10 protein-coding genes are annotated in these 14,949 nt (G+C 40.4%); 1 reads left to right on the forward strand and 9 read right to left on the reverse strand.

Going from position 1 to position 14,949, the window contains the following annotated elements; translation table 11 throughout:
• Positions 1-21: 21 nt before the first annotated feature.
• The 4 genes from mtaB to MSBRW_RS19590 all read right to left on the reverse strand — a co-directional run bounded on the left by mtaB (position 22) and on the right by MSBRW_RS19590 (position 5,725).
• Entirely contained in the window at positions 22-1,407 is a 1,386-nt protein-coding gene (gene mtaB / locus MSBRW_RS19575; RefSeq protein ID WP_011306080.1) for a methanol--corrinoid protein co-methyltransferase MtaB, read from the reverse strand.
• Positions 1,408-1,420: 13 nt separating this feature from the next.
• Positions 1,421-2,197, reverse strand: a complete 777-nt coding sequence (gene mtaC, locus MSBRW_RS19580) for a methanol--corrinoid protein MtaC (protein WP_011306079.1) — start codon at positions 2,195-2,197, stop codon at positions 1,421-1,423.
• Between the two features lie 1,254 nt (positions 2,198-3,451).
• The gene (locus MSBRW_RS19585) at positions 3,452-4,006 is read right to left on the reverse strand and encodes a TATA-box-binding protein (protein WP_011306078.1); all 555 of its coding nucleotides are present in this window, start codon (positions 4,004-4,006) and stop codon (positions 3,452-3,454) included.
• A gap of 1,056 nt (positions 4,007-5,062) precedes the next feature.
• The gene (locus MSBRW_RS19590; RefSeq protein ID WP_011306077.1) at positions 5,063-5,725 is read right to left on the reverse strand and encodes a molybdopterin-guanine dinucleotide biosynthesis protein MobB; all 663 of its coding nucleotides are present in this window, start codon (positions 5,723-5,725) and stop codon (positions 5,063-5,065) included.
• Between the two features lie 1,007 nt (positions 5,726-6,732).
• Between MSBRW_RS19590 and MSBRW_RS19600 the strand changes: the two genes are divergently transcribed.
• Complete coding sequence (locus tag MSBRW_RS19600) at positions 6,733-7,521, forward strand: helix-turn-helix transcriptional regulator (RefSeq protein ID WP_230669878.1); 789 nt, start codon at positions 6,733-6,735, stop codon at positions 7,519-7,521.
• A gap of 760 nt (positions 7,522-8,281) precedes the next feature.
• Here MSBRW_RS19600 and MSBRW_RS19605 read toward each other — a convergent pair.
• The 5 genes from MSBRW_RS19605 to MSBRW_RS19625 form a co-directional block, all read right to left on the reverse strand.
• Entirely contained in the window at positions 8,282-9,112 is an 831-nt protein-coding gene (locus MSBRW_RS19605; RefSeq protein ID WP_011306075.1) for an energy-coupling factor ABC transporter ATP-binding protein, read from the reverse strand.
• A 7-nt stretch (positions 9,113-9,119) separates the two neighbouring features.
• Positions 9,120-10,040, reverse strand: a complete 921-nt coding sequence (gene cbiQ, locus MSBRW_RS19610; protein ID WP_230670181.1) for a cobalt ECF transporter T component CbiQ — start codon at positions 10,038-10,040, stop codon at positions 9,120-9,122.
• 51 nt (positions 10,041-10,091) lie between these two features.
• Positions 10,092-11,084: a cobalt transporter CbiM gene (cbiM, locus tag MSBRW_RS19615; RefSeq protein ID WP_011306073.1), complete on the reverse strand. Its 993-nt coding sequence runs from the start codon at positions 11,082-11,084 to the stop codon at positions 10,092-10,094.
• A 744-nt stretch (positions 11,085-11,828) separates the two neighbouring features.
• A complete protein-coding gene (locus MSBRW_RS19620) occupies positions 11,829-13,049 on the reverse strand; it encodes a GTP-binding protein (RefSeq protein ID WP_080565416.1) in 1,221 nt (406 codons plus the stop codon).
• An 81-nt stretch (positions 13,050-13,130) separates the two neighbouring features.
• Entirely contained in the window at positions 13,131-14,750 is a 1,620-nt protein-coding gene (locus MSBRW_RS19625; RefSeq protein ID WP_011306071.1) for a methylamine methyltransferase corrinoid protein reductive activase, read from the reverse strand.
• Between the last annotated feature and the right edge of the window lie 199 nt (positions 14,751-14,949).

The raw sequence follows: 14,949 nt of genomic DNA on the forward strand, positions 1-14,949 counted from the left end.
TTAAAAAAAGAAGTTTAGGGCTTAGAGCCCGTAGTTTTCTGGTCTGAAAACGGCAACTTCTTGTTTGAACTTGGTCAGGTTGTCGCTCATGAACTGGTCAGCATCATCGGTGAGGGCTTCAAGGTCGGCCTTAACCTTTGCAAGAGCATTGGTTTCGAATCTTGTAAGTCTTAGCTTGCCGGAGTTGACACCTTCTTCAATGATGTTGCAACATTCGATTGCTGCGTTCTTTGCACGGAGGTAGTTATTCTCTCCATCCTTTGCGATTTCCTGTGCTACCCTGTAGGCATTGTCGTAAGCAAGCACATAACCCTGTGGGTCTCTGTATTTGTCTGAGAGCACGAGAATGTCTCTGAGGTCCTTTGCTTTTCCGGTCTTAAGGGCAACGTTCATCATTGAACAGTCGTATGCAAGAGTCTCAGACCAGCACTGTACAGTTGTACCGCCGAATTCACCGTGGTATTCAACGGACTCGTTGGACCAGAGGTCACAGCATTGCATGACAATGTTACCCATCAGGTCAGAGTGAGCACAGGTTGAGGTCTTACCTTCCTGAGCAATCGGGACACCTGAAATGGCCTTTATGATGCTGTTCTCATAACCACAGTCCTTTCCAGGACCTATTGCGCCAGCTTCATATGCACAGAGAGACCTTGCTGCAGAGATTGCCCTTGCAACAATTGCAGTTGTGTGGGCAAGGTTCTTGTCAAGCAGACCGCCTGCAATGAACATTGCAGTGTTTGCCTGGGCACAGTCCGTATCACCTGAAGATACAGTTCCGGTCTTCTTTGCAACATCTGAAATGTCCTTCCAGACCATTTCCATATCCATGCTGCCGAGCACACCGATCCCGAAGAGGATACCTGCAGTGTCGTTCCTCAGAATAGAATAGTCAAAGACTTCCTTACCACCCATTGATTCAACTGCAAGCATATCTGCACCGTTGTTGGCAGCTTCTTCAAAGGCTTCCATAAAGGTGCTGTACTTGTCTCCTCTGAGATCGAGGTAGTCCCTGGTCTCACGAATATCTCCAATTGTATGGCGGAGTGCACATTTTATACCGTATTCATCATGATATTCTTCCATGATGGTCTTCTGGGCATGTGCAACAGCCCCTCCCCACTCAGGGTTGTTGGACATCTGCTGAACGTGTTCAGTTTCAAGCACAATAGAGGGTGCTCCGATTTGAACCATCCTTGACATAACGTCAGTGGTGATCCTTTCATACTCTTTTATGAGCTTTTCTTTGGATACACCGGCTCCAGGCCTTGGGGCGTAGTTTATTTCGGGAGTCGTGTAACCTGCACCAATTTCAAGGCCAAGACCTGCCTTTACAGGGAATTTTGATTGCCCGAAAATCAGTTCATCTGCGTTAGCATAAGCCATTGAAGTGTATTTTTTTACCATTTTTGCTCCCTCCTCAGTGTTTGTGGAACTCCTCTCTTAATGCTGTGATATCTTTGGTACCTGCAACGATTGCGTCAGCAATCTTGGGGGCGTCTGCGGCTTCTTCACCATAAACCCCAAGTTCATACTGAGACACGAAGTCCTGGTTCACAGCACCGCCACCACATGCGAATGGGAGTTTTATTCCCTTTTCAAGGAGCTTGTCATTAACTTCCTTGAATGCATACATGGTGGTTGTCATAAGAGCAGTACCTGTGAGCATTATTGGCTTTTCTTTTTCAACTGCAGCGATTACTTCGTCTACAGGGACATCTCTTCCAAGGTCAATTACCTCGTAGCCGTTTGCTCTCAGAAGGGCAGCAACAATGTTCTTTCCGATGTCATGGACATCGCCTTCTGCAACATGGCAGACAACCTTGCCTTTTGGCTCAGGAACTTCGGTGGTCTGACTCTTGCAGAATTCGATACCTGCCAGCATGGCATCAGCGGACATCATAACGTTCGGGAGGAAAATGATACCATCGTCGTAGAGCTGGGTTACAACTCCCATTCCTACCATCAGGGCATCATCGATAAGGTCGATTGGCTTCTTGCCTGCATCGATTGCAGCCTGGAGTGCGTCAACTACGTCATCCTCTTCTCCTTCATAGATTGCTTTTGCAACAGGATAGATGAGTTCGTCTTTGGGATAAAGCTCTTCTGCAGCTTCATCGGGGGTCATTTCCTTTTCGAGGGCGACGTTGTAGCGTACTAATATGCCATCGATGTCTTCCAGTTTCAAATCCAACATATTTTAACCTCCATTTAGCAAAAGAGTCTCGGATTGCTCAGATCGTTGACTCTGCAAGTTACATCTCCCTACAGTTTTTAAGCATTTTTTACCAAACGCTTCTTGAATATAATGTCAGGAAATCCGAAAACCTCCAGATCGAATTCCTTCTATTGAGGGGGATTGAGTAACTTTGAGTGATGTACTGATCATTCAGAAACCGGGATTCAGTCCTTTCTCTCGTTTTTCAAGCTTTCTGAAGAGAGCTTTGGAATTACTTCCAATTTTTTACCCGTTTTTTAAGCTTTTGTCAGAAAACTTTTAAGTCGCCAGGTCTTCTATTTTCGATATTCTGGCTCTAAAAGGACCTTTTTTCCAGTTAATTCTGATAAGTGTACTCCCTTTAGTATTCCGGGATGCACTTGCAGATCACAGTTAGATTTTATTACATATACCTTCACCGATGCTAATTTTTGAATTGCTATAATTTTATAATTCTCATCTCAATTTTCTCTGCAAATGATTTTATAAAAAAGAAGTATTTTTTTTCCCCCTTTGATTTAAACAACGAGATCAAAATTTATGAGCCGATTGTTTTCAATTCCAGGGAAATTTTATTGCAGAGGGTAAAGATATGGAAGTTTTTATTTTGAGCGCGGAGGTTATCAAGTAGATTTGTTTTTTATTGTAGATTTGAAACAGGCAAAATAAGGTGATCAAAGTATATTTTTGAAAGCACACAAGTGAAATGAATCTCCTGTCCAGTTCTCTTCAGGAATTCCTTAATTTCTTACTTTCGATGGAAACTGTGTGAGAGCTTCCATAACTTCAATCGTTTAATTCTTTGGGGTTCATACAGATTCATTTTTTGCCGTTTCCCAACATTTTTTTAAACAGAGGCAAACTATTTTCTTGGCAGGTTATTCGGACTCTGTCTTTAATTTTCTAATAAGCAGGTTCCTATACAACTGCTTTAACTTTTACTATCAGTTGGGCGATAGTTTTCTCCATATGGCTGAAAGAGTACTTTACCTCTCTATCTGAGGGGTAATCTTCCGACAAGGGGCGATGACCATTTTATGATATATAAAGTTTTTGTGTGTCGGGCCACATCTGTCCTGAGCCGGAAACTTTCGTCCTCTACATTTATCATCATCCATGCCGCAACTGTCATGAATAGGAAACTTTCGAACCGGAAATCGCCTTCCTCCTAGAGATTACTTCTCCCGCCCAGGTTGAAAAATGGATTATCCTTGCTTTTGGATTTAAGAAGGTTCAATAAAGAAGTCCTAAGTTATCAAACTCTTTCTTTATGACCCGCAGGCCCTCCTCGCAATCCTCTGGAGATTTGCCGCCTGTGATCACCAGTTTGCCAGAGCTGAATATGAGCACCACTACCCTGGGATCCTCAAGCCTATAGACGAGCCCAGGAAATACCTCTGGTTCATATTCTACGTTCTCCATACCAAAGGCTATAACAATGGTATTCAGGTTCAGGTTCGTTTCCAAATCAGCGGTGGCTACAATGTTCTGAATATGAACATCAGGTTCTGGATTTATTTTCTCGCAGCCAATGGACTTGAGCGTGCTAGCCAGATTGATTATGGCCATCTTAGCGTTATCGACGGTCTTCGCTCCGGTACATACCACTTTTCCGGAGGTGAAAATCAGAAAAGCAGCCTTTGGATTCTCAGTTCTGTAGACCAGGCCAGGAAACTTCGCTTTATTATATTCTGCTTTCTCAAGTCTGGCTTCTATCTTTTGTAGATCGAAATCTTCCGCAAGGGTGGTGGATGCTACCACATTCTCTACAGTTATTGTATACTCCATACGACATATATCTTGAATGTTCTATAGAAGCTACTGTCGGTTTAAGCCATGTAATGGTTAAAAATTAGTGGTTTACATGGGACAAACAGTTTAAAGCACATATTATGAAAATAGCGAAATTGGTTATCTACCAGCAGACACTTGATGTTTTCATGATCAAGTTTCCAGTTTATAATTATTTCATTTTCATGTGTTAAAACAAGTCTGCTGTAACAACCGAATTGCAGAGCTAACGGCTTAGAAGCATCATAGAGAGTATTCAAAAAAAGATGAAGGCTTTTCTTGTGAACTATTAAATAAAAATTATAAATTGATTAGAGCGGTTATTCAGAATTACGGTAAATTGGAACTACAGTAAATCGAAACTACAGTAAATCAAAACTACAGTAAATCAAAACTACAGTAAATCGCAACTATTGTACTCGGTCATTACTTTCCTGAACCAAAACTATTCTTCCGCCCAAAGTTTTTCAGCTTAAGAAATGATCATTGCCTGATATAACCTGGTTTTTTTCTTTCCACCTTTTAAAGGAAAGCTGCTTTTCTTTCAGACATCTGCTTATTGTTATCCACAGCTTTAATAAGTTCATCTCTGGGCACGGACGTTACCGCAGAAAATACATTTACTCTTGATTGAGGTTTTCCTTTTTTAAGGCTTCCATTTTAGGGATTTTATGCGCAGAAGTTCCACTTCCCTTTACAAGATTTTCCTGATGCCTGAAAGAAAGCTTAATGTGGCTTATGTGGTTGGGTGGTTTATGTGGTTGGGTGGTTTATGTGATTGAGTGGTTTATGTGATTGAGTGGTTTATGTGATTGAGTGGTTTATGTGATTGAGTGGTTTATGTGATTGAGTGGTTTATGTGGTTTGGTGATCTATGTATTCAGGGTTTAGCTCTTCTGCCTTATTTAGCATGAAAATGCTGCCATCTGCAAGCACTTTCATTGTTTGTGCATGTTATTCAAAGAATATCATGTTCGTTTTTATGCTTTCCAGAATACACTCGGAAACAGAAATCCCTGTTTCGATGGAGGTCTCCTGTGAAGCGATTTCAAATTAGGACGAATAGGCCGAAACTCCAGACATTTGAATTGAGTTTTCTCTGCCCTGGGTTATTTTTCTCCTACTGTTTTCCTCCAGCAATCCGAGCAATTTGTCTAGATTTTCTCCTCCCTGCCTGGCCGAAAAATGGACCATTCTTGCTTTCGAGTTTAATTTGCGCAGGAACAGGCAGATTTCCAGGAGTTCTTCACGATTATTTATAAGTTCGACTTTATTGATGCCCAGGATCTCAGCCTCACCTATCTGATTTTTCATGAAATTCTGCAGTTCGCCTGTCTCCTGACTCAGGCGGCCAGCATCCACAAGATTCACTATCGGGGCAAAAGTTATTCCCGGAATTCCCATATTCTCGATATTTCTTTTTATTTGTCCAGGGGGAGTTATTCCTGTGGGTTCTATTATAATAGTGTCTGGGTTGTAAGATGCAATGAGATTTCTCAAGGTGTATTCCATGCTGATTTTCAGGGGACAGCAGACACAGTTACTTGTAATTTCCCTAGTTTCAACTTCCCCTTCCGCGATCGTGTCTCCATCGATCCCTATTTCTCCTATCTCGTCAGCGATAACTGCCACTGTCTGTCCCTGTTTTTCCAGGTGTTCAACAAGTTTTCTTATCAGTGTGGTTTTCCCGCTTCCCGAGAATCCTCCAATTAACATACATTTCACGCCTTTACACCTTCCATAAGTTAATTAAGAGTCTGAATAACTCTCTGGGTAGTGACAATATCTCTACAGGGTGTCGAAAATAGAGAGACACTGCCACCAGTGTTTAAGAACGTTTTTCCGGGGTTATCTCCAGAGGTTGTTATTCCTTTTGACTCTATAATTAAAGATTCTCTCAATTGTATATAGCTTAACCGACACTGTTTTTTAAATGAGGTGCAATATTTACCCCTTTTAAAAATAAGCTTTTCCTGAAATTTCATACTTGCCTGAATTTTCCAACACATTGAATTTTCAATATTACAAGAGGGCAACAAACTTCTGCAGGCTAGAAAAAAGAAGGCATTAAATATTGAAGGGTATTGAAAATTTGAAGGCTTGACTCACATATTCAATATAGATCTCATCCCAAAGTTAACTTTATTCTCTCATTAGTAAGAGTTTCAGAATTATTTTTCAGGATCAGAAGCTCTATTGATAATCCAGAATACAATATCCAGAAAAGCAATTTTGAGTTTTGAGATCAGCTCATATGGAAATCCAGAGTTCTGAATATCCAGAGTTTTAAAGAGCTTTATCCTGCTTACAGGCAATAGCATTTGTAATATTCGGAATCAATAAAAGAGTTTTCTTTTCAATATACTTTAAATATGATCTCCGCAATATATGTTATGTATTATTAGAAATTAAATATAATCCTCACAATATTAATTTAGTTCTGGTTGAAAATTATTCCCCGTTTTTAAGACGAAAGCGTTTTATCAATTGATACACGGATGTATGTCTCTGAGCAAGACCCGAATAAGCAAGAATAAAATCTTAATTGCTTCTAATATTGATTAACGTGATAAGTATCGTTGATATGAAACGCTTTTTATTTCATCATCTCTTGACTAAAAGATTGAAACTATGCTGCTCCATGATAGTGGTGTATTTTAGGGCAAATCCTAGCGAATTTGTTCCAGTTGAGACAACATATGAGTAATTGGAAGCTGATAAACATGAGTTCACTTATAGACCTGATTTTTTTCTCTGAAAAAAGAAAAAATCTTCTTGTTCAATTAGCTAACGGGCCGATGGATATTAACGAGATAAAAGAAGTTCTTCATGTAAACTCCTGTGCTCTAATGCCTCAGATTAAAAAACTGAAAGATATGGATATGATAGTGCAGAAGGGAAGTATCTACCAACTTTCGGATATAGGATCAGTAATCGTTGAGAAAATGCTCCCTCTTAAAGCTGTTCTTGACGTTTTTGATGGAAACAAGGACTATTGGTCAAAGCATGACAGATCTCCTATTCCCGAACACCTTATTAATAAAATTGATATGTTGGAAAAGTGTAACCTGGACGAGCCTGATCTTGACCACCTTTTCGAATTTCCACAGTATTTGCGTGACAAGCTAAATGGTTCAAAAACTATAAAATCTTTTTACTCTTATTTCTGTCCTGATTGCCCGTCAATCCATGCTGCCTGTGCGGAAACTGGGGCCGAAGTACACCTTATGCTCGATGAAAAAGTGTATAACAGATTTAAAAATGACTTTACAGAAGAATATAATGTGTTGCTTGAAAATAAAGTATCACTTTATATATACTCCGGCAAAATAAGGCCCTCGTCTTTCATGGTTACAGATAATTTCTTTATGCTGAAACTCTTCGGAAAAGAAGGAGAATTCGATCACAGGAAGATCACGAGTTTTACTCCAAGTGCCCTGGAGTGGGGAAATGAACTGGCTCAGTATTATATAGACCGCTCCACAAAGATTAATTATAACGATGAAGATTAATTAAAGCTACAAAGATGATTTAAAACATCAAAGAGCTTCCCCTTACTCTTTATTTCCACAGATGTTAAAAATTCCAAAGGCCAGTTAAAATTCAAGGTAATGTCGCGAATTTACTGTAAATTTGAAGTCAAGTTTTTATGTATTAATGGAAAAAATTGATCTTCTTATATGGAATTTTTTATTTTTTAATTTCTTGAGATTTATGATATTACTGACCTTCCGCAGATGTCCTTTCAATTTTCATAATTTTTCTTGCTATCGTTTTTTCTGAAAATCGTCTTGGTTACTCAAAAGTGTATTTTTGAAATATCTCACAGTTTTCGATCTTTTGCTTTCATTGAAAACTTCCAGCAACCATTTTTCTAAGTTTCAGTTGAGATAATAGCTGCAAATTTTATAATAATTCTCCAAAAACGATAACAGGAAAATTGTTATTTTTTTGAAGACATCTGCGGAAAGTGAGATATTACAAAACTTTCGCTACACTACCAATTTCATTGGTCATCGGTTGGGAATTCTCTCGCCTGAAAGCTATCGATTTTGCATTAGAAGCCGTCCTTAAATTTTGGCCTCTTTACATGAAATCGACACCCTGTTCAACCTCATTACTTATAAAATATTTTACAAGTACTAGGGCATTGCTGCAATTTGTCATGATTCCTTACTTAACTTAAGACGCATGCTACCAATTTTAAAGATATAGTAGGTCACAGCACTTTTCGAATAGGCTCTTTCTTTGTTCTTTCCGGTCAGTTACAACTCAAGTCTCATGCTCGTGCATATGCTCTTTGTCGTGGGCATGCAGATGCTCGTGCACAAGCTTGCCGTGAAAGTGCATGTGCTCATGAATCAGATTTGTGGAAAGAAGGAGTTCCAGGTTATCCAGCACTTTCTCCGCATTTCCATCCGCAACAATTCTATGATCTTCACTCATGACTATGGCCCTTTTGCTGATCTGTTCTACCAGTTCCAAGTCATGAGTGGCAATAATTATCGTCTTTCCCCTGTTTCCAAGCTCCTGTAATAGCTCTGTAAGCCATAGCTGGGTTCTTGGGTCCAATCCAGCGGTAGGTTCATCCAGTAAAAGGATATCAGGATTAGTAGCCAGGATAGTTGCAATACAAACCTTTTTCTTTTCCCCTCCGCTCAGAGTGTGAGGCGCCCGATCTTTGAGCTTGGTCAATTCCATCATTTCCAGGACTTCCATTACTCTGGTCTTGACGTCTTCTGGAGTCATATTAAGCTGCAGGGGCCCAAATGCAATCTCTTCAAAGACCGTAGACGAGAAGAGCTGCACATCTGAATTTTGAAAGACAAAGCCAACTCTTGTCCGGAAATAGGACCTGAATTTATTGTCCTTAATAGTATCGAAAACCTCTTCTATTACCATATTGTCAAAGGCGTAGAATTCTCCGGCTGTTGGATATATAAGTCCATCCAAAATAGCCAGTAGAGTCGATTTGCCGCTACCGTTTGAGCCAATTATGGATATCTGCTCGCCGGAATTAACCTTGAAGTTGATATCTTTCAAGGCATTTATCTTTCCCGTATAGGAATATGATACATTCCTTAATTCAAAGATCGTCCCCACGTTCATGTCACCTAAATATATTTTGGGAAGTCGCCACCAGGACTATGCTCAGGGCTATCGATGCTGCACCTGTGATATAATCTCGCTTACGCATTTTGAACTCTTCCATCGTTTTAACATCTCCGGTGAAGCCTCTGGATAACATAGCCATATGAACTTTTTCGCTCATATCCAGAGATCTTATTAGTGTGTATCCTATGCGTCCTCCGACCCACTTCTGCTCCTCAAACATGTTTCGAGACCTTATTGTCCTGGCTTTCTTTGCAATATACATCTCGCGAACAAGATCTATTAATAAGAAAATGTACCTGTAAGCCATACCTAGCGTGAGAACATAGATCCTTGGGACGCCTACACTGCGTATAGCCTTAAAGAGCATTTGCTGAGGTGTAGTGAGAAAGAGCAGAACTATGGCAGAAACACATGTTGCAACACGCATAATAAATATACTTGCTGCGTAGACACCCTGCTTCGTAATATAAACGCTTTCCGGCAGCGAAAATGGCCCAAGGTGAGCCCCAGGCCCCAGATATATCAATTGAATAAGTGGATCACCCGGAAAGAAGATGTTGAAAATCATGGGTAAGGCAATAATTGCCGAAAAAATGGGAATAAAGAGCCAGACTCGTTTGATAAAATAACTGACTTCAATCTTGCTGATGTATGCGATTAGTACTAAAAAAACATAGACAGATGTCAGTATCTTCAGATTAGTTACCAGGACCGTTGCAAATATTATGGTCATGATGGAAATCAGCTTGACCCTTGGATCCAGGCTCTGAAGCAGGCCCTTACGCCTTGAGTAGCTTTCCGCAATAAAAGCAGCTTCTATGAATTTGAAAATTTCCTCAATTGTCCTGCCTATGAAGCTTTTCTTTCCGTGATACGTAGCTAGGCATTCGCAAGTTTCATCATTCACTTCTTTCATCCATTCCGGAATCATAAACCTCCAGAAAAAGTAAACTGAGGTATTGGTCAGTTAATCTTTAGCAATCTTTTTGCCCATGAAGTACAAGATGCCCACGCACAATATTACTCCTATCGCAGCTGCTAAAATATATCCCATAATCGGAGGGAGATTTGAAAAGCCGTAATCAGAGATTGGGGCATGCCAGAGGTCTGAAAGCTTTTCCAGGCCCGGTGGCATATAACCGACTCTGGCTTTAAGCTCCTCCGGGGCCCATTCACCATATGCAGTGCCTGCCGCAAGCAGTCCCAGAGGTGTTAGAATTATCAACAACAGAATACCAATAGCCAGGTCTCTTGTGCTTTTTTTCTTTGATACTTCTTGAGGAGCAGCTTTCTCTGCATAGAATATGGATGGATCTGTTCTCTGAATATAGACAAATATCAATGCTGAAACTAGTGCTTCAAGGATACTGAATACAAATGCATGCTCCAAGAACATAGCTGGAACAGTTACACTTAGCGGATATGGCATATAGAGAGGTAAACCATTTGCACCTCTATATAAAATAGGCTGCAATCCAAGAATAAATCCTATGAACGTAGCTGCTACGGTGAGGGATAACCAGGCCCCGATGGCTATAGCGATTACCCTTCGTGAGGATTTGATATCTGTGTTTCCGCTAATAAACTTGTAAGTGTAATAACCAATAAAAGGCATAATAACTGCCATACTGAAACAGTTTGCCGCATAAGCGGTTACCCCTCCATCCCCAAACAGTAGCGCTTGTAGCGCCAGGGCTATAGATATGGCTATAACTGCAGCCCATGGTCCTATAACGACAGCAATTATAGCCCCACCCACTGCATGGCCGCTGCTTCCACCGGGCACGGGCAAATTGAACATCATAATAACAAAAGCGAATGCTGATGCTAGGGCAAGCAGCGGAGCTCTTTTAGACCCAAGGGTTCCCATTTTCTTTCCTGCATAAAGCCAAATCGGGATCATGATGATCCAGAATGCGATAAATGTACTTGGGCCTAAATAACCATCCGGAATATGCATAGCATCCCCAAAATTGCAAATATATTCCTTGTCACATATAATTGTATTTTTATCATATAAAAATAGTGTATAAGCATACGTTATATGCTATAATTTTTCTATACTTAATACTTTATTTTGCTTTCGGCAAGTTGACATTTATTTTCTATACTTTTAATGATAACGATTTTGGTAAAAATATCCCCCTTAATTGTAAGTAGTTATTAGGTTAATATATAGCCCAAATATGACCTTTTATAATAACTTTTAATGAATAAATGTTTCAGTACTTGTATATGCCGTGGAAGTTGAGCCAAATGTTAACCAGCTTTAAACCTAAGATTAAGTCTGTGTTTTTTCAAAAACGACATCAAAATTTATCATATAAAAAAAATATTCTAATCTTTAATGACGACACGTCGAAAGCAGGTAAAAACATGAGAAAAACATAGCAATTGAAATTTACAGTACTTAAGGTACACTACCAAATTCAAAGATCAGTTAAAATTCAAAGATCAGTCAAATTTCCATTGGTCATCGGTTAAGATATTTTCTTGCCTGAAATATATCAATTTTGCATTAGAAGTCAGCCTTAAATTTTTTTCTCTTAACATGAAATCGATACTTGTTCCAGCTCATAATTTATTAAAATATTTAACAAATGTTAAGGGAGTTGACGTAACTTATCACGATTCCTCACTTAACTGAAGACAATGAAGACCATTAAAGCCATGAAGATAGATTAAAAAACCGTGAGGAAAAGTTTCACTCACTAATTTCTTCTTCCTGATCACCATGCTTATGCTTTTCATGGTGTTCATGTTCATGGTGTTCATGTTCATGGTGCTCATGTTCATGGTGCTCATGTTCATGGTGCTCATGTTCATGGTGCTCATGTTCGTGGTTATGTTCATGCTCGATTTTGTTTACTTTTATTTGTTTTCTCTCAAAGACCTCATGTACCGAATCATTTACAGCAGCTTTAACAGCTTCTTTATCAACGTTTGAAACCGCTGAAAGTATCTTGAGGGTAGGGGTAGCTCCTTCCTTTGATTTGATCACATCTTCCTGGGGCTCTTCATAATATATTGTAATGTTCTGTTTCACGGTTTCTGACCCATTGTCCAAGAAAAGCTTGATGTGCCCTATAAACTCGGGATTTAGTTGCAGCACCTTTGCTTTTATTGTGTTCATCAGTTCGGTTGTTAATTCCCTGGAAACCTCAGTACTCAGGTTTCCATTTTCAACCGCAAACTCTACAGAATAACTGCCTACTTTTGAGGCTTCAATTGAATTTTCTGTCTCCTGAGGTGCAGAAGGTTCAGCTTTAGAAGGTTTTACTTCTTCTGTTATCTCAGTCGGGACTTCTTTGGATAGTTCTTCAAGATCAGGAAGCACTAATCGCATAAAATTCTCAAAGCTTTCACCTGTGTCTTTTCCTGAAAGCAGGACTACCCTGGACTTCGGATTCAGTTGCTGGACCGAGGCTTCAAGGATTGGAATTCGAATAGGTTCTATCAGGTCTATCTTATTTATCCCGAGAATTTCCGCATCGATAATCTGCCTCATGGCAAATTCCTTTACTTCTTTCATCAGGTACTTGAAACGGCTGCCGTCAATCAGGGTCACAAGAGGAGCGATTTTTACCTGCTCACCAAGGTTCATAAGTTCAATTTCTTTCTTTATTAGATTCGGGAAGGCGATGCCTGTGGGTTCGATCATAAGGATGTCAGGCTTGTATTCATTTGCAAGATGAGTAACTGTTACCCTTAATCCTACTTTCAGAGAACAGCAGATGCACCCACTTGTGATCTCTTTCGTATCGAACCCGAACTTTTTTATCACATCCCCATCAATTCCGACTTCCCCGATCTCGTTCACTATAATGGCAACTTTTTTCCCTTTCTCTGCCAGGTATTTGCCCATATTGATAATAGTGGTGGTTTTTCCGCTTCCCAGAAATCCTCCCACTACAATGACCTGCACGTTTTTTCCTCCCTTCGTATCTTCTTGCTTATTGCTTATTTTTTCCCTATTTGCTTTTAATCTCAATAAGCTTACCCTTTTTTACTTTCCTGCGACTGTCAGATTTTCCCATTTAAATCTATCGTCAGGGCAGGCGTGCAGACAACGCTGGCAATTTGCACCATCACAGAGGTCAGTCCTTATTTTTACGACTCCGTTTTCTTCCATTCTCAGGGCTCCGTTGGGGCAGACCTTTACGCACTTATGGCAACCTTCACACCCCTCAATTACCATGGTAAGGTAAGTCCCGACCTTTTCCAGTACTTCAAGTCCTTCTTCTCCAAGTTCAGGAATATCCCTTTCAACCTGGCGGTCAATTTTGAGAATAGAGGAAGGCTCACCAATTATGGGCAGTTTTTTCTTCTTCAGGAACTTCTGAAGCATCTTAAAAGCCATTCCCTCGTTCCAGTAAGCAAGCTCCAGCATATAAGCTTCCTTAAAAGCATCGGAGGTTGCAAACATTACATGGGTGCCCACTATTTCCTTTGCAATTGCCTGCAGCTCCCAGAGTCTGTCTTCAGAAAGCAGGATTTCTCGGGCAACAGTCAGAGAAGTATTTCCGATCTGGGAAACATAATTCGCGTTGTAAGGGATCATTCCCACCTTATGGGCTTTTGCAGCGTCCATATAAGTGCCTGCCGCGCCTGACATGTGAGCTGTCTGTAGTTCTTCCATGTCTATGCCTGCAGCTGCACAGAGAGTAATATGCCCTGCCCGGATTGCACCTATTGCTCTCCCTGCTTCAATAAGGTCCTTGTTCGTGAATTTTATCCCATCCTGCAGGTGAATAACACCATCCGGAGTCTGAATTTTTGGCAGCACAATTAATTTGTTTCTCATGCCTGCTTCTATAAGGGCAATGACTCCAGTACCTGTGATGCCTTTTGCAGTGAGTTCTTCCTTTTCCACAATTTCTCCGGTTTTCGGATTTACAAGGTCTCCCTTGGTGGCCGTCATATCTTTGTCAAGTACGTAACAGCGCAGGTTTTCTCCTTCAAATTCCACATCAGAAATTGTATGAGGGGAAGCAATAGACCCATATTCTATCTCTTGTCCTTCAAGAGCTGGGCCTGCGGCAGCCGAGCCTGTATATATAACGCCGTTTGCTTTAAGAGCCATTTCAGCATTTGTTCCGTAATCCGTTGCAATCGCTACGTCATTACTCTCAATCATGCCAGCCTTTACAATAAGAGCAAGAGCATCGGCTCCGACTTCGTGTTTAATTGCCGGGGGCACAAATAGTTTGCAATTTGTAGCTTCTTCAAATCCCTCTATTTCTGCCAGGGGTATTATGCGAGCATCCCTGTTTTGCTCTTCTATGTGATATTTTTGCTTTTTACGCTCTCCGGCGTATGCCAGGTCTTCGATCGGAATACCCTGGAAGATTGAAAGCTGAATTGGGTTTCCGCAAATTGAAAATTTTTCCATTTCTGCCAGGTTCACTCCAAGTTCAGCAAGAATATTCTTTACCGCGGTTGCCGAGAGCCCGTGAGCCTTATCAAGCCCGTAGTGGATTGCAAAATCAAGATGATCCATTACGTTTGCTCCGGGCAGGGGATTTCTCAGTGTTATGACGGTTTTCTTAATCTCACCGGTCTCCAGGTCAATTTTCTGAGCCCTAAAACCGCTGGTTCCGAGGTCAATTGCAACTCCTATTCTCATATCTTAACCTCCTCCAAAAAAAGTTTAAGATTTGTTAGCCAGTACGTTTTAGACATATTCTTAGTTTAATATATTTAGATAAGTATTATGTTGAATAAGATCTAAAGATATTTAACTGAATTGTTTGTTCTGAACGACTCTTCTCAGTTCATAGACTGTCAGAGTCTGGCTCTAGAGCTTTCACTCATCCTGCCAAAAC

Origin of the sequence: Methanosarcina barkeri str. Wiesmoor, assembly GCF_000969985.1 — an archaeon.
GTDB lineage: Archaea > Halobacteriota > Methanosarcinia > Methanosarcinales > Methanosarcinaceae > Methanosarcina > Methanosarcina barkeri_B.